Origin of the sequence: Achromobacter aegrifaciens, from assembly GCF_902859965.1 — a bacterium.
Lineage (GTDB): Bacteria > Pseudomonadota > Gammaproteobacteria > Burkholderiales > Burkholderiaceae_B > Achromobacter > Achromobacter aegrifaciens.
The window spans coordinates 2,375,744-2,395,707 of record NZ_CADIKO010000001.1; the positions used below are offsets into that span (position 1 = coordinate 2,375,744).

The window sequence follows — 19,964 nt, forward strand, 5'->3', positions numbered from 1 at the left end:
ACGTCAGGCGGGGGCGGCGGCCGTGGCCGCCGCCGCGCGCATGCGCGACGAGGCCAGTTTCACGCCCAGCAGAATCATCACGAAGCCGTAGGCATGGAACAGCTGCGGGGCCTCGCCCAGCAGCGGCCAGGCCAGCAGCGCGGCATAGACCGGCACCAGGAACATCGACAGCCCCGCCGTGGCTGGCCCCGCCTGGCTGATCAGGCGGCCGTACACGTAGTACGCGCCCAGGCTGGGCACCACCGCCAGGAACAGCAGCACCGCGGCCAGCCGCGGATCGCCCCAGGGCGGCGTGGCGCCGGCCGCAGCCTCGATCGCGGCAAAGGGCACCAGGGCCAGCACGCCGCCCAGCATCATGGCCGCCAGCCGGGCGCTGTCCGGCACCGCGGGCAGACTCAGCCGCTTTTGCAGCACGGTGTAGAAGGCCCAGCCGGTGGCGGCCAGCAGCACCCAGAGGTCGCCCTGGCCGAAATCCAGGCGGGCCAGCGTCTGCGCATCGCCGCGCGCCAGCACCACCAGCACGCCGCCCAGGGCCAGCGCCAGGCCCGCGCCGCGCAGGGCGGACAGCGGCTTGCGCCAGATGATGGCTTCCAGCAGCGCCACCAGGATAGGGCTGCACGAAAAGATCAGGGCGATATTGGTCGCGCTGGTGTTCTGGGCGCCGATGTACTGCGGTGCCACGGCCACGCCCATGCCCAGCACTGCCAGCGGCGCCAGCGACGGCAGGGCGCGCCACAAGGTCTTGCGGTGCGCGCGCAGGGCGGGCGCGGCAAGCGGCAGCAGGATCAGCAGGGCGACCAGCCAGCGGCCGAAGGCCAGAAAAACAGGAGGGAGGTTGGCATCATGGGCCCAGCGGGCCGCCACCATGTTGGAGGCGAATAGCGCCGGAGCGGCGAAAAGCATGGCGGTGCCGGACAGGCCCAGGCCGGATCTTGCGGGTGCTGCTGCTGCGAGAGACATGGTTTCCTGCCGCGCGGATCGGCGCGCGGCGTGCTGCGTTGATACTGCCGGCGCCTGCGCCGGGTTATGCCGCAGCGTGGACGCCGAAATCGGACGGGCGGGATAGGTGACCGTCTTGCAGGAGAGTCTACGGGCAGGAGGGCAAAATAGGTTTCCTGATTCACGCCATATTTGGGGAATCTGGAGAATAGTTGTCTTGTAGAATTAGTTTTTGCAGGGGAAATATCTTCGTTATCCTTCCATCATGCCCGCATCGCCCAAAATCGACGAAACCGACCGCAAGATCCTGCGCGCGCTACGCGCCGACGGACGCCTTACCAACCTGAAGCTGGCCGAGCAGGTGGGGCTGTCGCCCACGCCCTGCTGGAACCGGGTCAAGGCCCTGGAAGAGGCGGGCGTGATCGAAGGCTACGCGGCCCTCTTGAACCAGAAAGCGCTGGGCCTGCCGGACACCGTCATGATCGAGGTGACGCTGGAACATCACGACGACGACACGCTGGCGCGCTTTGGCGAAGAGATCACGCGGCTGCCGGAAGTGGTCGAGGCCTTTCTCGTGACGGGCGAGTACGACTATCTGATCAAGGTGGCGGTGGCGGGAACCGAAGGCTACGAGGAATTCCTGCGCAAGCGGCTCTACAAGCTGCGCGGCGTGCGGCACAGCCGATCCACCTTTGTGTTGCGGCGCTTGAAGCACACGCCTTCGGTCGAACCCTGAGGCGCGCGCTGCGGCCGGGCAGATCCGGCGTCAGCCGTTGATGAAGGCTTCGATGGCGCCGTTGAAGGCGCGCGGGTTGCCCAAGTTCATGCCATGCGACGATCCCGTGATCGTCACCCGCTGCGCCTGCGGCAGCCATTGCGACAACGCGTCCAGCACGGCCGGGTAGGGGGCAGGGCTGAGCGCGCCGCCAATCAGCAGGGTCGGCAGCTTCAGCGTGCCGATCTGCGCCGGCGTCAGCGCTTCGGGCTTCTCCTCGGCCTGTCCGAACAGCGTGCCGACGTTGTCGCGCACCATCTCCTTGAACCACGGCACCATGCGTTGCCAGGTGTCGGGGCCAGTCACGGTATCCACGAACAGCGCCAGGCCGTCTTCGATCTCGCCGTCGCGGATGAGCGCCAGCGCGCGCTGGCGAAAACCGCCGCGCAGGTCGTCGTCACCAGGCAAGGGCAGGCCCGGGTCGGCCAGGGTCAGGCTGCGCAGCGCGCCGGGCTGCTGCAGCGCCGCTTCCAGCGCTACGCGGCCGCCGCGGGAATGCCCCACCAGATGGGCCGGTTCGCCCGCCACGGTATCGATGAACTCCAGCACGTCGCTGGCATGCTGTTCGATCGAAAAGCCATCACCCTCGCCATCCCAGGTCTCGGGCCAGTAGCGGCGCAGGCATACCGCCAGCACGCGGAACGACTTGCCCAACGGCGCCATCTGCGACTTCCAGTAGCGGCAGTCGGACAGGGAACCGTGCACCAGCACCAGAGGCGCGCCGCTGCCGTACTCGGTGTAGGACAAGGCGTAGCCGCCGATCAGGGCGGTTTGCAGGGGCAGGACGGGTTCGGAACGCATGGGTGTCGGATGGGAAAGCCAGGAGCGCATTCTAGCCCGCAGGCGCCGGGCCCCGGTGCTGATAAACTCGTTTTCCGATCCCTCGGCGCGCTGGTCGCGCTGATTTCCCAACTCCACGGAGCCGCCCCGATGTCGCCTGAGTCCCTTGCCGCCTTGCCCGAATCCGCCCAGCGCGTCGCGCGCCTGCTGCTGGAGCTGGGCCATGACAAGCCCGTGGTCGTCCTGCCGCAAACCGGCAAGACCTCGGCGGAAGCGGCGGCGGGGCTAGGCTGCGAGGTTGCGCAGATCGCCAAGTCCATCATCTTCCGGCGCGCCTCGGATGACGCGCCGGTGCTGGTCATCGCCAGCGGCGCGAACCGCGTAGACGAGGCCAAGGTGGCCTCGCAGGTGGGCGGGCTGGCCAAGGCGGACGCGAAGTTCGTGCGCGACATGACCGGCTACGCGATCGGCGGCGTGTGCCCCATCGGCCATGCGGTCAAGCCGGTGATGCTGTTGGACGCGGATCTCTTCAACTACGACAGCTTGTGGGCCGCCGCCGGGCATCCGCACGCGGTGTTCAACCTGACGCCGCGGCAGTTGGCGGACATGACCGGCGCGCCGGTCGTGGACGTGGCGCTGTGCGCCTGACATCGCGCCGGCTCGCGCTCAGTGCGGGTGTGCTTGCAGCCCGTCGATCAGCACCTGCCGCAGGCCGCGCGAGCAGGCCTCCACCCGTCCTTCCACCCCGTAGACCGCCGCCAGCGATGCCGGCGTGATCACATCCGCCGGCAGCCCCTCGGCGTGCAGCCGGCCATCATGGATCATGACGGCCCGGTCGGCGTGCTGCAGCGCCACGTTCAGGTCGTGCAGCACGATGACGCTGATCAGGCCGTGCTCCAGGGTCTCCTGCCGCAGCAGTTGCATGACGTGGAACTGGTAGTTCAGGTCCAGCGCCGAAAGCGGCTCGTCCAGCAGCAGTACGCGCGGATGGCGGATCAAGGCCTGCGCCAGTCCCACCAGTTGCTTCTGTCCGCCGGACAGCGAATCCAGGTACTGCAAGGCCAGATGGGCGATGCCCAGGCGCTCCAGCAGCCGGTCTATGGCGTGCATGTCCACCGGCGTACCCAGGCCGTCGCCGGCCTTGGCCGCCACCAGCACGGATTCGAACACCCGCAGGTGCACGGCGGCGGGCAGGCCCTGGGGCAGGTAGACCACGTGCCGCGCGCGTTCGCCGAAGCTTTGTCGCAGCAGGTCGCGGCCGCCCAGCGTGACGTTTCCGGCGCGCACGCGGACCAGGCCCGCCAGTGCCTTGAGCAGGGTGGATTTGCCGCTGCCATTGGGACCGAGCAGGGCGGTCACCTGGCCGGCGGCCAACTCGGGTATCGACAGCGCATGCAGCACGTCCGTGCGTCCGTAGCCGGCGGTGAGGCCGCGCACGGATAGCGTCGTTGCAGAAGCGGTGCGCGGCGCGGTCATGGCATCTGCCGGCGCAGCACCACCGACGCAAAAAAGGGTATGCCGACCAGTGCCGTCACGATGCCTACCGGCACGATCACGCCCGGCATGAGGTTCTTGGAGGCGATCGACGCCAGCGACAGGATCACCGCGCCCACCAGCGCGCTGCCCGGCAGGAAGAACCGGTGGTCCTCGCCAAACAGCCGCCGCGCAATGTGCGGCGCGACCAGCCCGATGAAGCCTATCGTGCCGACAAAAGCCACGGCCAGCGCCGACAGCAGGCTGACCCGGGCCAGCGCCGCGACGCGCACGCGGCGCACGTCCACGCCGAAGCTTGCGGCGCGGTCTTCACCCAGGCGCAGCGCAGTCAGCTTCCAGGATTGGCGCATGGCCAGCGGCAGCGCCATTGCAAAGGCCGCAGCCAGCACGCCGACCGTGGTCCAGCTGGAACGCGACAGGCTGCCCATGGTCCAGAACACCAGGTTCTGCAGCGCCTCGGCGCTGGCCATGAACTGCACCAGCGACACCAGGGCATTGAAGGTAAACAGCATGGCAATGCCGAACAGCACCACGCCCGAGGTATTCATGCCGCCCCAGCGGGTCACGGCGTCCAGCATCAGCGCCGCCAGCAGCGCAAACAGGAAGGCGTTGCCCGCCACCAGCCAGCCGGCGGGGACGCCGGGCAGGCCCAGCTGCAGCACGATGGCCAGCGAGGCGCCAAAGGCCGCAGCGGACGACACGCCCAGCGTGAACGGGCTGGCGAGCGGGTTGTTCAGGATGGTCTGCATTTCCGCACCCGCCATTCCCAGCGCCATGCCGACCAGAGCCGCCATCAGCGCCGATGGCAGGCGGATCTCCCACACGATCACGCGTGTGGTTGGATCGGCCGCGGCGGGAGCCGTGAGCGTCTGCCACAGTTCGCCCCAGGGCAGGCCCGAAGGGCCGACCGTGAAGTCGGCCAGCAGCGCAATGAAAAGCGCCGCCAGCAGCAGGGCGATAAGCCCTGCCCGGCGGCGCAGGATGTGCTGGTAAGCGGCAACCGCGCTCGCGGCAGGCGGCATTACTGCAGCAGCTGGAGACGGCTCTTGGCCGTGTTGGCGGCCGGCGTGGTCGGGTAGTCGCGCACGATGCGCTGCAGCGTGGTCTTGGCGCCGGCGCGGTTGTTCATTTCGATCTGGCTGCCGGCGATGACCAGCAGGGCGTCCGGTGCGCGCGCGTTGTCCGGGGCCTTCTGCACCATGGCGTTCAACTGCTCGATGGCGCCCTTGAAGTCCTTCAGCGCATAGCGGCTGCTGCCCAGGTAGAACTGGGCGCTGGGCGCGAGCTGGCTGGCGGGGTACAGGGCGGTGAAGGCGGCCAGCGATTCGGACGCTTCCTTGTACTGGCCCTTGCGGAACAGATCGATCGCGCCGTCATAGGCGGCCTGTTCCTGGGGATCGCCAGCGGAGGCCCCCGGCGGATTGGCGCTGCCCGCCGCGCCGCCCGGCTTGGCCGAGGGCTGCTGGCGCGACACCAGTTCGAGCTGGTCGCGCAGTTGGGCGACTTCCTGCTGCAAGGCCTGGATCTGGTCGGCCAATTGCAGCTTGGCGCGCTGGCTTTGTTCGTTCTGCTGCTGCACCTGTTGGCGCAAGTCCAGGATGGCCCGGCGGGCTTCATCGTCGGAAAAAGCGTGGGCGGGCGCCGCAAGGGCGGCAAGCACCAGGCCGGTGGCCGCAATCAGAGGACGCAGGGACAGAACGTTATCGCGCATGAAAATTCCCGGTATAAAAACAAACGTCGGGACGGCCGGTTGACCGTCCCGACGCGTGGTAGGGCTCTAGACTATACGAAAAAGCTTAGCGGCGATAAACGATATCGGCGCGGCGGTTTTCCGCGAAGTCGGCTTCCGACGTGCCAGTCGCCTTCGGCTTTTCTTTACCGAAGCTGATGGTTTCGATCTGGTTGTCGCTGACGCCCAGCAGGGTCATCATGCGGCGCACAGCGTCGGCACGGCGCTGGCCCAGGGCCAGGTTGTATTCAGCGCCGCCGCGTTCGTCGGTGTTGCCTTCGATCTTGATGGTCTGCTGCTGATGCGAGGCCAGGTACTTGGCGTGGGTTTCGACCAAGCTGCGGTACTGGTCCGACACCGTGTAGCTGTCGAAGTCAAAGTACACCGAGCGCTGTTGCGCCAGGATGCTTTGGGGGTTGAAGGGATCAAGGATCTGGCCAGAGGCCGAGGATCCTTGGCCAGCGCCTCCGCCCTGACCCGCTTTATCGTCGAGAGGGACGGAGCTGCAAGCTGCCAGGGCGGCAGCCAGAGCGGCGATGGTTAGGCTTTTGGCAATGCGCGACTTCATGATAGTTCCTTTGCAAAGAGAGTCACACGTGTTATCGGGTAAATGGGCCCCAAGTCGGTTCACGTATTTCCCCATTCAGTACCGAAAGCGTCTGCCGTACGCGGCCATCGCTCGAGACACCAGCAAGCACGCTACGGCCATTTTGGATAGCTGCGTAGAGGACTTGCATTCCATTCGGCGCAAAACTCGGGGACTGATCGTCACGACCATCAGTCAACAAGGTCTCGGAGCCTGAGGACAGGTTCAACGATGCGATTCGAAACGCGCCGTCGCGTCTTGCAACGTACAGCAGCGTCGATCCATCGGGGGAAATTCGGGGTGATATGTTGTAACCACCATTAAACGTGAGGCGGCGTGCTTCGCCACCACTCGAGCCGGTCTGGTAGATCTGCGGCCCGCCGCTGCGGTCACTCGTAAAGATAATGGAAGCACCGTCTGGCGTAAAGCTCGGTTCGGTGTCAATCCCGGGAGAACGCGTAACTCGGGTCGGATTCGAGCCGTCGGTCGCGCCAACGATGTAAATTTGCGACAAACCATCGCGGGTCAGAGCCACCGCCAGCTTGCTGCCATCGGGCGACCAGCCGGGCGCACTGTTGTTGCCCTTGAAGTTGGCGACGGGCGAGCGGGCGCTGGTTGCCAGATTGTGCACGTAGACGACAGGTTTGCCGGATTCGAAGCTCACATAGGCGAGCTTGGAGCCATCGGGCGACCAGGACGGCGAAATGATGGGCTCGCGCGAACGCAGGGCGACCTGCGGGTTCTGTCCGTCGGCGTCTGCCACCTGCAGTTCGTAGGTGGCGCCCTTCTTCAGCACGTACGCGATACGGGTCGAGAAAACGCCCTTAACGCCGGTGATCTTCTCGTAAATGCGGTCGGCGATCTGGTGCGCCACGCGACGCAGTTCCTGCTCGGTGCCCGAGAACGCCACGCCGTCCAGCTGACTCTTCTTGACCGTGTCGGCCAGGCGGTAGCGCACGTCGTAGCGGCCGTCGGCGCCGCGCACGATGCTGCCGTAGGCGATGAAATCGGCGCCCTTGCCGCGCCAGTCGTCATGGGCGATGGGGGAGTCCACGTTCAGGCCGGAACCGGCGGCGTTGATCAGGCGGAACTGGCCCGTGCGGGTCAGGTCGGCGCGGATGACTTCGGCCAGGGCGCGGCCATGGGTGTCGTCGACCGCGAAATCGGCGATGGCCACGGGGTATTGGGTGGCGCCGGTACCGGAAATATCGACGCGCAGCTGCGCATGGGCGGGCTTGATGGCCATCAGGCAGGCCAGGGCCAGCATCAGCAGCCCGAGTCCATACGATCGCCAGAGAGCGAGGGGGGGTACTCGTCGGCTATAAGCGGGAGTCATATTCATCAATCTCCTGTCAATCATACATTCTGTACACAACGTCAATAATGGGTTCGTAGCGGCCCGTCGAGGGCTTCGGGAAGGGGTTGCAACGGCGGATGCCCGTCTCGACCGCACGGTCGAAGCCGGCATTGCCCGAAGAACTGGTCAAGGTGACGCCGTTGACCTTCCCGTCGGAACCTAACTGTACCCGGTATTGTGCCGTGGGATTTTCCGATCCGCTGCGGGGCGGGGGCGGATAAGCCACCCCGGGTTGCACGCAGGCGCGGACCTTGGCGCCATAGCCGCTGTCGCGTCCGCCGCCCGCCTGATTGCGGTCGGCCGTGCCGCCGGGGATGCCGGCGGCGCCCAGGGCGTCATTGCGGAAGGCATCCTTCAGCGCCTTGTCGGCGGCGGCCTTCTTGGCGGCTTCTTCCTTGGCCTTCTTCTCGGCCGCGGCTTTCTTCTCGGCGGCAGCCTTCTCGGCAGCCGCCTTTTCAGCCTTTTCTTCCGCAGCCTTCTCGGCAGCGGCCTTTTCGGCGGCAGCCTTTTCCGCCGCGGCCTTCTTGGCAGCGTCGTCCTTGGCCTTCTTCTCGGCGGCAGCCTTGTCGGCGGCGGCTTTCTCGGCGGCCTTTTCGGCAGCAGCCTTTTCAGCGGCCTGGCGTTCCTGCTCCAGGCGCTTCTTTTCCTTCAGTTCGGCCTGCTTGCGTTCTTCGTCGAGGCGCGCCTTTTCCTTGGCGGCTTCGGCGGCCTGGCGTGCCTTTTCCTCTTGCTCGCGCTTTTTCTTGGCTTCCTGCAGCGCGATCTCGGGATCGACTTCCTCGGTCTTGGGCTGGGCCTCGGGCTCAGGCTTGGGAGGAGGGGGCGGCGGCGGGGGAGGCTCGGGCGCCTTTTCAGGTTCCGGCTTCGGTTCCGGCTTGGGCTGCGGCTTCGGGGGTTCGGGTTGCGGCGTGGGCGGCGGGGAGTCGGGCGAGTTGCCGTCTGCCCAGAGCTGTACCTGCACGGGGCCGGGGCTCTCGGAGCGCCAGTTCACGCCAAAGATCAAGACGATCAGCAGCAGCACGTGCACGGCCACGGCCAGGATCAATGCCTTCCGGTTGTCGTGGTTGGGCGGGGTGGCCGGGGGGCCGCTGCGGTGTCGGATTATGGGTGGCGTCATGAGCGTTGCATGCCGGCGGCGCCGGCGGAAGGCGTCGCGTTAGCGTTTTTTCGCGGGAGCAGGCTGGGATGCGCCGGCGGACTGGTCCACCAGCAGACCCAGGCGGGTGATGCCGCTGGTGCGAAGTTCATCCATGACCTTCACGACCGTCTCGTAGGGCACCTTGCCGTCGGCGGCGATGACCACCGGGGTTTCCGCGGTAATTCGCGAACGCACTTGCGCCACCAGTTCGGGGCGCGCGATGTCCTGCATGGTGGCGCCGGGTTCGCGCACGCGCAGGGCGATCTTGCCGTCTTCCGAAATCTGGACTTCCAGCGGCTTGACCGGCACGTCCGAGGCCGCGCCAACGGAGGGCAACTGGATCAGGCCGGGCGTGATGAGAGGGGCGGTCACCATGAAGATGACCAGCAGCACCAGCATCACGTCAATGTACGGCACCACATTGATGTCGGCCTTCATGCGGCGGCCGGACCTGCCGCGTGAGCTTACCGAGGGCATTAGCGCACCTGCCGTTGCAGAATGTTCAGGAATTCATCGACGAAGCTGTCGAAACGGATCGAGATGCGATCGATGTCGTTCGTGAAGCGGTTGTAGGCGACCACGGCGGGAATGGCCGCGAACAGGCCGATGGCGGTGGCGATCAGCGCTTCCGCGATGCCGGGAGCCACCGAGGCCAGGGTGGCCTGCTGCATGTTCGACAGGCCGATGAAGGCGTGCATGATCCCCCAGACCGTACCCAGCAGGCCGATGTAAGGGGACACGGAGCCGGCCGAAGCCAGGAAGTTCAGGTGCGATTCCAGCGAATCCATCTCGCGCTGGTAGGCGGCGCGCATGGCGCGGCGCGGGCCGTCCAGCAGGGCGGTGGCGTCGCCGGAGGCATTGCCGCGGCGGGCTTTCAGGAATTCGGTCATGCCGGCATCGAAGATGCGGGCCAGCGCGCCTTGCTCGTCGCGGCGCGAGGCCACGGCCTGCTGCAACATGGACAGGTCGCCGCCCGACCAGAAATCGTCTTCGAAGCGGCGGGTCTGGGCATGGGCCCGCTTGATCGCCAGCCGCTTGGCGAAGATATAGGTCCAGGACATGATCGAAATGCCCAACAGCATCAGCATGATCAGCTGGACCGGCACGCTGGCGTGCGAAATCAGCGAAAGCAACGACATGTCGTTGGTGACTTGCATGGTTATTCCTGAATGAATTCCAGTTTGGCGCGAACGTCAGCCGGCAACTCCGCCGGCCGCATGTGAACGGCATCGACGCAGCAGACTTGGATGTTGCCTTCGGCAAGCAGTTCCCCGTCGCGTTCCGCGCGTTGCGCGAAGTGTATCGAAGCGCGGCCCAGTCGTGTGACCCGGCTGCGTATCGTCAGTAAATCGTCCAGCCTGGCCGGCTTGCGGTAGGACATGTCCAGGGAGCGGACAACGAATAGACGTTGCTCGCTGACCGCCAGGTTGGACTGGTTGACCCCCAGGTCGCGCAGCCACTCGGTGCGTGCGCGCTCCAGGAATTTCAAGTAGTTGGCGTAGAAAACCACTCCGCCTGCATCCGTGTCCTCGTAATAGACACGGACCTGCAGGACGGATTCGGCGGACTTCGGATCGGTCACGATGGATAGGAAAGGGCAGTCGGGACGCGGAAAGTCCGTAGTTACTATAAAGTTTACAGCGTGTCGAGTTTCGTCAGCACGGCTTCAAGCGCGGACTCTACCGGAATCTTGGCCGCTTCGGTTTCCCGACGGGCCTGCAATTCCACCACACCATCGTTCAGCCCGCGTTCTCCAACTGTTACACGCAGCGGCGCGCCGATCAGCTCCCATTCAGCAAACATCACGCCCGGGCGGGCATCGCGGTCGTCCAGGATGACGTCCACGCCGCGCGCCAGCAGGGATTCATAGAGCTTTTGCGCGGTGTCACGCACGGTTTCACTTTTGCCCCAGCCGACCGGGCAGATTACCACTGCGAAGGGGGCGATCGCGCGCGGCCAGATGATGCCGCGGGCGTCGTGGTTCTGCTCGATGGCCGCGCCCACGATGCGGGTCACGCCGATGCCGTAGCAGCCCATTTCCAGGACGGCGGGCTTGCCGGTTTCGTCCAGGAAGGTGGCCTTGAGGGCTTCCGAGTACTTCTTGCCCAGGTAGAACACGTGGCCGACTTCGATGCCGCGCTGGATCGACAGGGTGCCCTTGCCGTCCGGCGAGGGGTCGCCGGCAACCACGTTGCGCAGGTCCGCTACCAGTTCGGGCTCGGGCAGGTCACGGCCCCAGTTCACGCCCTGGATGTGGAAGTCTTCCTTGTTCGCGCCGCAGACGAAATCGGCCATGTTGGCCACGGTGCGGTCGGCAATGACGTGCACGGGGCGGACGGTCTTGACCGGGCCCAGGTAGCCCGGCTTGCAGCCGAAGGTTTCGACGATCTCGGTTTCCGTGGCGAAACGGAAGCCCGCCAGGCCGGGCAGCTTGCCTGCCTTGATTTCATTGAGTTCGTGGTCGCCGCGCAGCAGCAGCAGCCAGATGTCGGCGCCTTTCTCGCCGTCGGTGGCCAGCACGATGGACTTGATCGTGCGCTCCAGCGGCAGGCCCAGCAGCTTGGCCACGTCTTCGCACTTGGCGGCGCCCGGCGTGGGCACTTCGGCCATGGCCTGGGCGGGTTCGGCGCGGGTGGGGTACAGGCCGGGGGCCTCGGCCAGTTCCATGTTGGCGGCGTAGTCCGAGTCGGCGTTGTAGACCAGCAGGTCTTCGCCGGTGTCGGCGATCACCTGGAATTCGTGGCTGCGGGTGCCGCCGATCGAGCCCGTGTCAGCGGCCACGGCGCGGAATTCCAGGCCCAGACGACCGAAAATGCGCATGTAGGCGTTGAACATGGTGTCGTAGCTGGCCTGCGCGCCGGCTTCGTCGCGGTCGAACGAATAGGCGTCCTTCATGGTGAATTCGCGGCCGCGCATCAGGCCGAAGCGCGGGCGGCGCTCGTCCCGGAACTTGGTCTGGATGTGATAGAAGTTCACCGGCAGCTGGCGATAGCTGTGGATTTCATTGCGCGCGATGTCCGTGATGACTTCCTCGGACGTAGGCTGCAGCACGAAATCGCGCTGGTGCCGGTCCTTGATGCGCAGCAGCTCGGCGCCGTATTGCTCCCAGCGGCCCGACTCCTGCCAGAGCTCGGCCGGCTGCACCACCGGCATCAGCAGCTCGATCGCACCCGCGGCGTTCATTTCTTCGCGGACGATGGCCTCGACCTTGCGAATGACTTTCAGCCCCAGGGGCATGTAGGTGTAGATGCCGCCCGCGAGCTTGCGGATCATCCCTGCCCGGGTCATCAGCTGATGGCTGGCGACTTCGGCTTCGGAAGGGGCTTCTTTGAGGGTGTTGATGTGGTAGTTGGATGCGCGCATGTTTAAAGGTGGCTGCAGATACGTATAATCGATCGTAATTGTATTGAATTCGGTGGGGGTGGCCCATGCTTGACCGCGAAGGCTACCGCCCCAATGTCGGCATCATTCTCGTCAACGGTAGAAACGAGGTCTTTTGGGGCAAGCGTATCAGGGAACATGCCTGGCAGTTCCCCCAAGGCGGCATCAAGTATGGCGAAAGCCCGGTGCAGGCCATGTATCGCGAACTCCATGAAGAGGTGGGCTTGAAGCCCGAGCATGTCCGTATTTTGGGGCGTACACGCGATTGGTTACGTTATAACGTGCCCGATCACTTCGTCCGGCGTGAGTGGCGTGGCCACTATAAAGGACAAAAACAGATTTGGTTCTTGTTGCGCCTGGTAGGACGTGACAGTGACGTGTGCTTGCGCGCGACGCAGCATCCGGAATTCGATGCCTGGCGCTGGAGCCAGTATTGGGTGCCCCTGGACGCCGTGATCGAGTTCAAGCGCGACGTCTACACCCAGGCGCTGAACGAGCTGTCGGCTATCCTCTTCCGGCGCCATCACGAAACCCGCTACTTGCGCCAGCGGGTGCACGGGCAACGGGCGGCAGAGAATCTGCCCGAAGGAACGGACGGTCATGCGCATATTGTTGGTTGAAGACGAACGGGACATGGCGTCCTGGTTGATGCGCGCGCTCGCCCAGAGCGGGTTCGTGCCGGACCACGCGGCCGACGCCCGCACCGCCGAAGCCTTCATGGCCGGTACCGAATACGACGCCATCGTCATGGACTTGCGACTGCCCGACAAGCACGGCCTGGTGGTGCTGCGTGAAATGCGCAACCGCGACGACCGCACCCCCGTGCTCCTGCTGACCGCCCAGGGCGCCTTGCAGGACCGCGTGCGTGGCCTGAACCTGGGCGCGGACGATTTCCTCACCAAGCCTTTCGCGCTCGAGGAACTGGAAGCGCGCCTGACGGCGCTGGTGCGGCGCAGCCGCGGCCGCCAGCATCCGCGCCTGCAATGCGGTTCGCTGTCCTACGACAGCGAAAGCCGCGCCTTCACCCTGGACGGCTCGCTGCTGTTCCTGACCCCGCGCGAGCATGCCGCCCTGGCTGCCTTGCTCACGCGCAGCGGCTATCCGGTGGACAAATCCCAGCTGTTCGGCAAGGTCTTCACGCACGACAGCGAAGCCAATCCCGACGCCATCGAGGTGGTGCTGCACCGGCTGCGCAAGAAGCTGGCTGGCAGCGACGTGCGCATCGTCACCGTGCGCGGGCTGGGCTATATGCTGGAAAGCGTCGCCAGCGAGTCCGCGGAATCCTGAGTGAGGCTGCGGCTATCCGAGCTGCCGCGCGTGGGCATCCGCGCGCTGCTGATCATTCTGCTGCTGCCGGGCGTGATCATGCTGCTGGTCGTGGACAGCGTGAACGACTACCGCACGCTGGCCGAGATCACCAACGAAGCCTACGACAGCGCCCTGGTCGAGCCGGCCCGGGTGCTGGAAAGCAGCCTGGAATTCACTGCTGACGGCAACCTGCAGGTCGCTACGCCGCTGTACGCGCAGGTGATGCTCGAGTCCCGCGCTGGCCTGCGCAAGTATTTCCGCATCGAAGAGATCGATCCGCCGCTGCCGGACGGCGCCGCCGTGCCCACCGAGCCCGGCAAGACTTTGCTCGGCATGCCGGAAATGCCGCGTCCGCCCACCTGGCCACGTTCCAACAGCCAGCCGATTTTCTACGACAGCGTCTATCGCAACGATCCCGTGCGCGTCGTGGCCGTCGTGCGCGACCTGTACTACCAGGGTCAGCACCGCCAGGTGCTGGTCGTGGTGGCTGAAAGCACAGGCAAGCGCATCGAGGCCGAGAACAATGCCCGGCGCCAGGAAATCCTGCGCGACACCCGCATGCTGGCGCTGGTCGCGCTGCTGGTGTGGTGGGGCGTGTCGTGGGCGCTGAAGCCGCTGCGCCGCCTGCGTAACGACATCCGCGCGCGCCGCCCCGACGACCTGACGCCGCTGGATGCCTCGCGCGTGCCCAGCGAAGTGGCGCCGCTGGTCGACGCGGTCAATCACCATATCGCCCGCTACCGCCGCGTCCTCGACGAGCAGTCGCAGTTCCTGGCCGATGCTTCGCATCAATTGCGCACGCCGCTGGCCATCATGCTGACGCAGGCGCAGTATGCGCTGCGCGAACGCGATCCGGCGCGGGCGCAGGAGGGCCTGCGCGGCATCGTCGACCAGCTGGGTCGCACACGTCGCCTGACTGAACAGCTGCTGTCGCTGGCTCACGCCAACCAGGCCGACCAGTTGCCGCGGCAACTGCTGGACATGAACGCCGTCTCGCGCGAGGTGGTGCTGCAATATCTGCCGCTGGCGCACGAAAAACAGCAGGACCTGGGCTGGGTACAGGCGGGTTCGGAAGAGGGCCAGGAAATCCCCGCGCCGGTGTCGGGCAACGAGGCCGAACTGCACGAAGCCTTGTCGAACCTGGTGCACAACGCCATCCATTACGCGCCCGCGGGCGCACGCATCACCGTGTCGGTCTGCTGCCACGACAACCGCGCCGAGGTCGCTGTTTCCGACAACGGGCCGGGGCTGGACCCGATACTGCGCCAGCGCGCTTTCGCGCGTTTCGAGCGGGTCGGCACGGACAAGCCGGTCGCCTCGTCGGGCTCGGGCCTGGGCCTGGCGATTGCCCGCGCCTACGCGCGCCGCAACGACGGTGACATCGAACTGCGCGACGGCGAACCGAACGCGCAAGGCGGCGTTGGCCTGGCCTCCGTGCTGTGGCTGCCGTTGGCGTCCACGGTCTCCCAATATCCTCGTCCGCTCGATGTCGAGCTCAAGGGCGATCAGTAACTTCTCCCCATTTCCGCAGTCACGCGCGGCTTCCGTTCAGGGATAACCCCTGAATTCAGGAACGCGACAGCGCACAGAAAGCGGATTAGCAGCTTCCTTCCGTAATCTGCGTCCGGGCCTGTCGCCAGGCACCGGATGGCGCTCGTTTCGCGGGTGCGTCCCGGCCAGGCGCACGGCCGCACCACGAAGGAGGATGAAGTGCAAAAGACAATCAATAGAAAGGACTATTACGGCGGAGCGCTGATGGTCCTCATCGGGCTGGGGGCGATCTACGGTGGCACCGACTATCACATCGGCACCCTGAGTCACATGGGGCCGGGCTTTTTTCCCGCGGCGCTCGGCGGCCTGTTGGCGCTGACCGGCGTGCTGATCGCCATCTCGGCGCGCTCGGGTGAATCGTCCGCGCCTGCGCCCGGCGACGGCCATGCCCACGGCCTGCCGGACTTCCGCGGCGGCGCCTGCATCCTGCTGGGCATCCTGGCTTTCCTGCTGCTGGGTCATTACGGCGGTTTGCTGCCTGCCACGTTCGCCATCGTTTTCATTTCGGCGCTGGGCGACCGCAACAACACGATCAAGCAGGCTCTGCTGCTTTCGATCGCCATGACCGTCATCGCGGTCGTCGTCTTCTGGTGGGCGCTGCAGCTGCAGCTTCCGCTGTTTCGCTGGGGTTGAAGCGCCATGATTTCGCAATCCTTGATGGACCTCTGGTACGGCTTCGGCGTCGCCTTCCAGTGGCATAACCTGATGTGGTCGTTCTTCGGCGTGCTGGTGGGCAACCTCATCGGCGTGCTGCCCGGCATGGGCGCGCTGTCGGCCATTTCCATTCTGCTGCCGCTCACCTACGTGATGCATCCGGTGCCGGCCATCCTGATGCTGGCCGGCATCTTCTACGGTTCGCAGTACGGCGGCGCCATCGGCGCGATCCTGCTGAATCTGCCTTCGCATCCGCCGCACGCGGTCACCTGCCTGGACGGTTATCCGCTGACCAAACAAGGCAAGGGCGGAACGGCGCTCGGCATCACGATGATCTGTTCGTTCTTCGCCGCGTCGGTGGGGATCATCGTCATGATCTTCGCGTCTCCGCTGCTGGTCGAAGTCGCGTTCAAGTTCGGTCCCACCGAGATCTTCTCGATCATGTTGCTGGGCCTTTTGGCCGGCGCCACCATGTCGCGCGGCTCGCCGCTCAAGGGCGTGGCGATGACCTTGTTCGGCCTGATGTGCGGCGTGGTGGGTACGGACGTGAATACCGGCACCATCCGCTTTTCGTTCGGGCTGCTGGACCTGTCCGACGGCCTGGAGCTGGTGGCGATTTCCATGGGCCTGTTCGGCGTTGCCGACTTCCTCATGAGCGTCAACCGCATGACCATCATCGGCAGCGGCGCCAAGCTGCGCCTGCGCGACATGCGGCCCAGCAAGCAGGAGCTCAAGACCGCCTTCTGGCCTATGGTGCGCGGCACGGCGGTAGGCACGCTGTTTGGCGCCATGCCCGGCACCGGTCCTACCATCACCACCTTCGTGGCCTATGCGCTGGAGCGCAAGATCTCCAAGACGCCCGAGAAATTCGGCACCGGCATGATCGCCGGCGTGGCGTCGCCGGAAGCGTCCTCGCACTCCAAGACGCAGGTCGACTTCATCCCCACGATGAGCCTGGGCATCCCCGGCGACGCCGTGATGGCGCTGATCCTGGGCGCGCTGCTGATCCAGGGCATCCAGCCCGGCCCGCAACTGATCACCGAGCATCCGGACATCTTCTGGGGCCTGATCGCCAGCTTCTGGGTGGGTAATGTGCTGCTCATGGTGCTGAACGTGCCGCTGATCGGCGTGTGGGTGAAACTGCTGCAGGTACCGTACCGCTATCTGTTCCCGTCGGCGCTGTTCTTCATCGCGGTGGGCGTGTTCAGTACCCAGAACAGTCTCTTCCAGATCTGGGAAGTGCTGGCTTTTGGTGTGATCGGCGCCATCCTCATGACGCTGGAATTCTCGGTTGCGCCCATCCTGCTCGGCTTCGTGCTCGGCCCCATGGTCGAAGAGAACTTCCGCCGGGCGTTGCTGCTGTCGCGCGGCGATCTGGCGGTGTTTGTGGAGCGCCCGATCAGCGCGTGGTTCATCGGTGCGAGCGCCTTGCTGGTCCTCCTGCAGGTGTGGGCCTTCCTGCGCCGCAACAAGAACAAGGGCAAAGGCAAGCCCGAGGTGCCGCAGGCGGCCTGAGCGCTTTTCCGTTTGTCTGCACGCGGCCCGGCTACATGCCGGGCCGTTTGATTTGTGCGGCGGCATCCCTCATGCTTGAGGCTTCCCCAGTCTGCACACAGAGCCACCATGCACATACTCTTTGCCTGTCCCCACCATGATCCCGCCGCCTGGGTTCCGCTGCTGGAAGCTGCCATGCCCGGATGCCGCATTTCCGTGTGGAACCCGGACGGCCCGCCTTCGGGCGCGCAGGCGGCTCTGGTGTGGCGTCCGCCGGCCGCACTCTTCAAGCACGAGACCGGCCTCACCACGCTGTTCAACCTGGGCGCGGGCGTCGACGCCTTGCTGAAGATGCCCGAGATCCCGCCGCAGGTGCGCATCGTCCGTCTGGAAGACGCGGGCATGTCGGTGCAGATGGCGGAATACGCGCTGTACGCGTTGCTGCGCGTCGCGCGCGATTTCGAAGCTTTCGATCATGCGCAGGCGCGGCAACACTGGGATACCCGCGAAGGCTCGCGGCAGGCGGACTGGCCGGTGGGCGTGCTGGGCCTGGGGCAGGTGGGCGCCAGAGTCGCTCAGACGCTGGCCGAATTCGGCTATCCCGTGGCGGGCTGGTCGCGCACGCCGCGCGAAATTCCCGGCGTCGAGACCTTTGCGGGCGCGGCCGCCTTGCCGGCGTTCCTGGCCCGCACGCGCTTCCTGGTGAACGTGCTGCCGCTCACGCCGGACACCGTTGGCATCCTCAACCGCGAAACGCTGTCGCAGTTGCTGCCCCATGCGCATCTGGTCAACGTGGGCCGGGGCGAACACCTGGTCGAGGATGACCTGGTGCAGATGCTCGAAGAAGGTGAAATCGATGGCGCCACGCTGGATGTGTTCCACACCGAACCCTTGCCCAAGGACCACGCGTTCTGGCGCGATGCGCGGGTGCACGTGACTCCGCACATCGCGGCGCGCACCTTGCGCGATGAGAGCATTCGCCAGATCGCAGGCAAGGTCGCGCAGTTGCAGCGCGGCGAAGCCATCACCGGCGTGGTCGACCGCTCGCGCGGCTACTGAGCCGGCGGCAGCGGGGCTTTTTCCAGCCGCTGGTACATGGCGGGCAGGCGCTCCGACAGGAAATCGAGCAGGGCGCGCACGGCGGGCATCATGCCCCGCCGCGACGGATAGATGCAATGCACGATGCCCTCGGGTGACTGCCATTGCGGCAAGACCTGCACCAGCTGGCCGCGCCGTAGCTGTTCATGCGTGGCGATCGAGGGCAGCAGGGCGATGCCGCGGCCCCGCACTGCGGCTTCGGTCAGCACGATGAAGTCGTTGCATGACAGCTGCGGTTTCAATTCCACATGCACTTCCTCGCCCTTGTCGTTGCGCAGGGGCCAGCGCACTTCGTTTTGCGGATCACTGAAGCTCAGTGTGGTGTGCGTGGCGAGGTCCTGCGGCGTGTCGGGCGTGCCATGGCGCTGCAGGTAGCTGGGGCTGGCGACCAGCGTGCCGCGCGCGGTGCCGAAGTGGCGCACGACCAGTTCGGCGTCGGTATCCAGCTTGGTGCGCACGCGCAGCGCCAGGTCCACGCCCTCGCGGATCAGGTCCACGCGGCGGTTGGTCACAAGCAACTGCACCGACACGGCGGGCCAGGCGTCCAGGAACTCGGGCAGCAGCGGCGACAGCACGTCCTGCGCGATGGATACGGGGCAGCTCACGATCACGGGGCCGGTGGGTTCGGCCTGCAACTGCCGCATGGCGTCGTCCGCCGCGCGCGCCGATGCGGCCATTTCGCGGCAATAGTGCAGATAACGTTCGCCCGCCGAGGTCAGGCGCAAGCGGCGCGTCGTGCGTTGCAGAAGGCGCACGCCCAGGCTTTCCTCCAGGTGCGAGATCCGGCGCGACAAGCGGGATTTCGGAATGTCCAGCACCCTGGCCGCGGCGCTGAACCCTCCCTGTTCGACTACCTGGGAGAAGTAGTAGAGGTCGTTGAGATCTTGCATGATTGTTCTATTCCTGGAACGAATAGTTCATCATAACCGGATTTATGTGAACAATTAACCCGTCTACAGTGACGCCATGCACTCGGGATCTGATCAAGGCCTACGGATCCTGACCGCCCGCAGCGAGCGGGCCCTCACTGGAGAAATTTGCAATGAAGACCCTGGTTATCCTTTCCTCTATTCTCGGCGATCGTTCCAACAGCAAGCAATTGGCCGATCACCTGATCAACCGCGTCAAGGCGTCTAATCCGGCCGCGGCCATCAAGATCCGCGACATCGGCGCCCAGCCCATCCCTTACTTCGACGGCAACACCGCCGGCGCCCTGTTCACTCCGGCCGATGCCCGCAGCGTGGACCAGCAACGCCTGGTTGAGATGAGCGACGCGCTGGTAGCCGAATTGATGGATGCCGATCGCATCGTCTTCGCCGTTCCGGTCTACAACTTCAACATGCCCGCTCAGTTCAAGAGCTATCTCGATCATCTCGCCCGCGCCGGCGTCACCTTCCGCTATACCCCCGAAGGCGTGCCGGAAGGCCTGGTCAAGGGCAAGCAGGTGTTCGTGCTGACCGCCCGCGGCGGCAAGGCCGAAGGCACGCCTTCGGACACGATGACGCCTTACCTGCGCCAGATGCTGGCTTTCCTGGGCATGACCGACGTCACCTTCATCGCCGCCGAAGGCATGGCCATGGGTGAAGTGGCCGCGCTGGAAGGCATGGCGCAGGCCAAGCAGCGCATCGACGCGCTGCTGCCCGCTGCGCAGCAGGACAGCCTGGCCGCGTAAGCGCAGGC

Annotated in this window: 22 protein-coding genes; 9 read left to right on the forward strand and 13 right to left on the reverse strand. The window is 65.7% G+C overall.

What is annotated here, in order from left to right:
• Positions 1-3: 3 nt before the first annotated feature.
• A complete protein-coding gene (locus tag HV793_RS11090) occupies positions 4-960 on the reverse strand; it encodes a DMT family transporter (protein ID WP_244958617.1) in 957 nt (318 codons plus the stop codon).
• A 244-nt stretch (positions 961-1,204) separates the two neighbouring features.
• Between HV793_RS11090 and HV793_RS11095 the strand changes: the two genes are divergently transcribed.
• Positions 1,205-1,675 carry an Lrp/AsnC family transcriptional regulator gene (locus tag HV793_RS11095; RefSeq protein ID WP_054458496.1) on the forward strand — a complete coding sequence of 157 codons (471 nt, stop codon included), beginning with the start codon at positions 1,205-1,207 and terminating at the stop codon, positions 1,673-1,675.
• 30 nt (positions 1,676-1,705) lie between these two features.
• On the opposite strand, the gene HV793_RS11100 is transcribed toward HV793_RS11095, so the two are convergent.
• The gene (locus HV793_RS11100) at positions 1,706-2,515 is read right to left on the reverse strand and encodes an alpha/beta fold hydrolase (protein WP_054458499.1); all 810 of its coding nucleotides are present in this window, start codon (positions 2,513-2,515) and stop codon (positions 1,706-1,708) included.
• A gap of 129 nt (positions 2,516-2,644) precedes the next feature.
• Here HV793_RS11100 and HV793_RS11105 point away from each other — a divergent pair, with 129 nt between their 5' ends.
• Positions 2,645-3,142, forward strand: coding sequence for a YbaK/EbsC family protein (locus tag HV793_RS11105; protein WP_175213120.1), 498 nt, complete (start codon positions 2,645-2,647; stop codon positions 3,140-3,142).
• An 18-nt stretch (positions 3,143-3,160) separates the two neighbouring features.
• Here the strand turns inward: HV793_RS11105 and HV793_RS11110 are convergent, their stop codons facing one another.
• The 10 genes from HV793_RS11110 to HV793_RS11155 form a co-directional block, all read right to left on the reverse strand.
• The gene (locus HV793_RS11110; protein WP_175213121.1) at positions 3,161-3,970 is read right to left on the reverse strand and encodes an ABC transporter ATP-binding protein; all 810 of its coding nucleotides are present in this window, start codon (positions 3,968-3,970) and stop codon (positions 3,161-3,163) included.
• The gene (locus HV793_RS11115) at positions 3,967-5,010 is read right to left on the reverse strand and encodes a FecCD family ABC transporter permease (RefSeq protein ID WP_054458504.1); all 1,044 of its coding nucleotides are present in this window, start codon (positions 5,008-5,010) and stop codon (positions 3,967-3,969) included. The genes HV793_RS11110 and HV793_RS11115 overlap by 4 nt, the downstream gene beginning before the upstream one ends.
• Positions 5,010-5,699, reverse strand: coding sequence for a tol-pal system protein YbgF (ybgF, locus tag HV793_RS11120; protein ID WP_054458506.1), 690 nt, complete (start codon positions 5,697-5,699; stop codon positions 5,010-5,012). The genes HV793_RS11115 and ybgF overlap by 1 nt, the downstream gene beginning before the upstream one ends.
• An 85-nt stretch (positions 5,700-5,784) precedes the next feature.
• Positions 5,785-6,285 (reverse strand): peptidoglycan-associated lipoprotein Pal, encoded by a 501-nt coding sequence (gene pal / locus HV793_RS11125; protein ID WP_042796384.1) that lies wholly within the window; start codon positions 6,283-6,285, stop codon positions 5,785-5,787.
• A gap of 31 nt (positions 6,286-6,316) precedes the next feature.
• Complete coding sequence (gene tolB, locus HV793_RS11130) at positions 6,317-7,639, reverse strand: Tol-Pal system beta propeller repeat protein TolB (protein WP_054458554.1); 1,323 nt, start codon at positions 7,637-7,639, stop codon at positions 6,317-6,319.
• A 16-nt stretch (positions 7,640-7,655) separates the two neighbouring features.
• Positions 7,656-8,777 (reverse strand): cell envelope integrity protein TolA, encoded by a 1,122-nt coding sequence (gene tolA / locus HV793_RS11135; protein WP_054458507.1) that lies wholly within the window; start codon positions 8,775-8,777, stop codon positions 7,656-7,658.
• 39 nt (positions 8,778-8,816) lie between these two features.
• Complete coding sequence (locus tag HV793_RS11140; protein ID WP_054458509.1) at positions 8,817-9,275, reverse strand: ExbD/TolR family protein; 459 nt, start codon at positions 9,273-9,275, stop codon at positions 8,817-8,819.
• Positions 9,275-9,955, reverse strand: a complete 681-nt coding sequence (gene tolQ, locus HV793_RS11145) for a protein TolQ (RefSeq protein ID WP_054458511.1) — start codon at positions 9,953-9,955, stop codon at positions 9,275-9,277. Before tolQ ends, HV793_RS11140 begins: the two co-directional genes overlap by 1 nt.
• Before the next feature lie 2 nt (positions 9,956-9,957).
• A complete protein-coding gene (gene ybgC / locus HV793_RS11150) occupies positions 9,958-10,380 on the reverse strand; it encodes a tol-pal system-associated acyl-CoA thioesterase (protein ID WP_054458513.1) in 423 nt (140 codons plus the stop codon).
• 53 nt (positions 10,381-10,433) lie between these two features.
• A complete protein-coding gene (locus HV793_RS11155; RefSeq protein WP_175213122.1) occupies positions 10,434-12,161 on the reverse strand; it encodes a proline--tRNA ligase in 1,728 nt (575 codons plus the stop codon).
• Between the two features lie 65 nt (positions 12,162-12,226).
• On the opposite strand from HV793_RS11155, the gene HV793_RS11160 reads away from it, so the two are divergent.
• From HV793_RS11160 to HV793_RS11185, 6 genes are all read left to right on the forward strand, one after another.
• The gene (locus tag HV793_RS11160) at positions 12,227-12,799 is read left to right on the forward strand and encodes an RNA pyrophosphohydrolase (protein ID WP_042796390.1); all 573 of its coding nucleotides are present in this window, start codon (positions 12,227-12,229) and stop codon (positions 12,797-12,799) included.
• Positions 12,780-13,466 carry a response regulator gene (locus HV793_RS11165; RefSeq protein WP_008157866.1) on the forward strand — a complete coding sequence of 229 codons (687 nt, stop codon included), beginning with the start codon at positions 12,780-12,782 and terminating at the stop codon, positions 13,464-13,466. The genes HV793_RS11160 and HV793_RS11165 overlap by 20 nt, the downstream gene beginning before the upstream one ends.
• A gap of 30 nt (positions 13,467-13,496) precedes the next feature.
• On the forward strand, positions 13,497-14,999 hold the full coding sequence (locus HV793_RS11170) for a sensor histidine kinase (RefSeq protein ID WP_119449443.1): 1,503 nt from the start codon (positions 13,497-13,499) through the stop codon (positions 14,997-14,999).
• Between the two features lie 243 nt (positions 15,000-15,242).
• Positions 15,243-15,671, forward strand: coding sequence for a tripartite tricarboxylate transporter TctB family protein (locus HV793_RS11175; RefSeq protein WP_054458558.1), 429 nt, complete (start codon positions 15,243-15,245; stop codon positions 15,669-15,671).
• A 6-nt stretch (positions 15,672-15,677) separates the two neighbouring features.
• On the forward strand, positions 15,678-17,207 hold the full coding sequence (locus HV793_RS11180; RefSeq protein ID WP_042796392.1) for a tripartite tricarboxylate transporter permease: 1,530 nt from the start codon (positions 15,678-15,680) through the stop codon (positions 17,205-17,207).
• Positions 17,208-17,315: 108 nt separating this feature from the next.
• Positions 17,316-18,245, forward strand: a complete 930-nt coding sequence (locus HV793_RS11185; RefSeq protein WP_175213123.1) for a 2-hydroxyacid dehydrogenase — start codon at positions 17,316-17,318, stop codon at positions 18,243-18,245.
• On the opposite strand, the gene HV793_RS11190 is transcribed toward HV793_RS11185, so the two are convergent.
• A complete protein-coding gene (locus HV793_RS11190; protein WP_054458519.1) occupies positions 18,239-19,174 on the reverse strand; it encodes a LysR family transcriptional regulator in 936 nt (311 codons plus the stop codon). The two genes, HV793_RS11185 and HV793_RS11190, sit on opposite strands and share 7 nt — an antisense overlap.
• 152 nt (positions 19,175-19,326) lie before the next feature.
• Between HV793_RS11190 and HV793_RS11195 the strand changes: the two genes are divergently transcribed.
• Positions 19,327-19,956 (forward strand): FMN-dependent NADH-azoreductase, encoded by a 630-nt coding sequence (locus HV793_RS11195; protein WP_119449439.1) that lies wholly within the window; start codon positions 19,327-19,329, stop codon positions 19,954-19,956.
• Positions 19,957-19,964: the final 8 nt, after the last annotated feature.

What these genes read in the sequence shown, in the direction of transcription:
- HV793_RS11155 (WP_175213122.1), bottom strand. Translation starts at nt 12,161, where the DNA reads ATGCGCGCATCCAACTACCACATCAACACCCTCAAAGAAGCCCCTTCC.
- HV793_RS11140 (WP_054458509.1), bottom strand. Translation starts at nt 9,275, where the DNA reads ATGCCCTCGGTAAGCTCACGCGGCAGGTCCGGCCGCCGCATGAAGGCC.
- HV793_RS11165 (WP_008157866.1), top strand. Translation starts at nt 12,780, where the DNA reads ATGCGCATATTGTTGGTTGAAGACGAACGGGACATGGCGTCCTGGTTG.
- HV793_RS11185 (WP_175213123.1), top strand. Translation starts at nt 17,316, where the DNA reads ATGCACATACTCTTTGCCTGTCCCCACCATGATCCCGCCGCCTGGGTT.
- HV793_RS11095 (WP_054458496.1), top strand. Translation starts at nt 1,205, where the DNA reads ATGCCCGCATCGCCCAAAATCGACGAAACCGACCGCAAGATCCTGCGC.
- pal (WP_042796384.1), bottom strand. Translation starts at nt 6,285, where the DNA reads ATGAAGTCGCGCATTGCCAAAAGCCTAACCATCGCCGCTCTGGCTGCC.
- HV793_RS11190 (WP_054458519.1), bottom strand. Translation starts at nt 19,174, where the DNA reads ATGCAAGATCTCAACGACCTCTACTACTTCTCCCAGGTAGTCGAACAG.
- HV793_RS11115 (WP_054458504.1), bottom strand. Translation starts at nt 5,010, where the DNA reads ATGCCGCCTGCCGCGAGCGCGGTTGCCGCTTACCAGCACATCCTGCGC.
- tolQ (WP_054458511.1), bottom strand. Translation starts at nt 9,955, where the DNA reads ATGCAAGTCACCAACGACATGTCGTTGCTTTCGCTGATTTCGCACGCC.
- HV793_RS11110 (WP_175213121.1), bottom strand. Translation starts at nt 3,970, where the DNA reads ATGACCGCGCCGCGCACCGCTTCTGCAACGACGCTATCCGTGCGCGGC.
- tolB (WP_054458554.1), bottom strand. Translation starts at nt 7,639, where the DNA reads ATGACTCCCGCTTATAGCCGACGAGTACCCCCCCTCGCTCTCTGGCGA.
- HV793_RS11090 (WP_244958617.1), bottom strand. Translation starts at nt 960, where the DNA reads ATGTCTCTCGCAGCAGCAGCACCCGCAAGATCCGGCCTGGGCCTGTCC.
- HV793_RS11180 (WP_042796392.1), top strand. Translation starts at nt 15,678, where the DNA reads ATGATTTCGCAATCCTTGATGGACCTCTGGTACGGCTTCGGCGTCGCC.
- HV793_RS11100 (WP_054458499.1), bottom strand. Translation starts at nt 2,515, where the DNA reads ATGCGTTCCGAACCCGTCCTGCCCCTGCAAACCGCCCTGATCGGCGGC.
- HV793_RS11160 (WP_042796390.1), top strand. Translation starts at nt 12,227, where the DNA reads ATGCTTGACCGCGAAGGCTACCGCCCCAATGTCGGCATCATTCTCGTC.
- HV793_RS11105 (WP_175213120.1), top strand. Translation starts at nt 2,645, where the DNA reads ATGTCGCCTGAGTCCCTTGCCGCCTTGCCCGAATCCGCCCAGCGCGTC.
- tolA (WP_054458507.1), bottom strand. Translation starts at nt 8,777, where the DNA reads ATGACGCCACCCATAATCCGACACCGCAGCGGCCCCCCGGCCACCCCG.
- ybgF (WP_054458506.1), bottom strand. Translation starts at nt 5,699, where the DNA reads ATGCGCGATAACGTTCTGTCCCTGCGTCCTCTGATTGCGGCCACCGGC.
- HV793_RS11195 (WP_119449439.1), top strand. Translation starts at nt 19,327, where the DNA reads ATGAAGACCCTGGTTATCCTTTCCTCTATTCTCGGCGATCGTTCCAAC.
- HV793_RS11175 (WP_054458558.1), top strand. Translation starts at nt 15,243, where the DNA reads ATGGTCCTCATCGGGCTGGGGGCGATCTACGGTGGCACCGACTATCAC.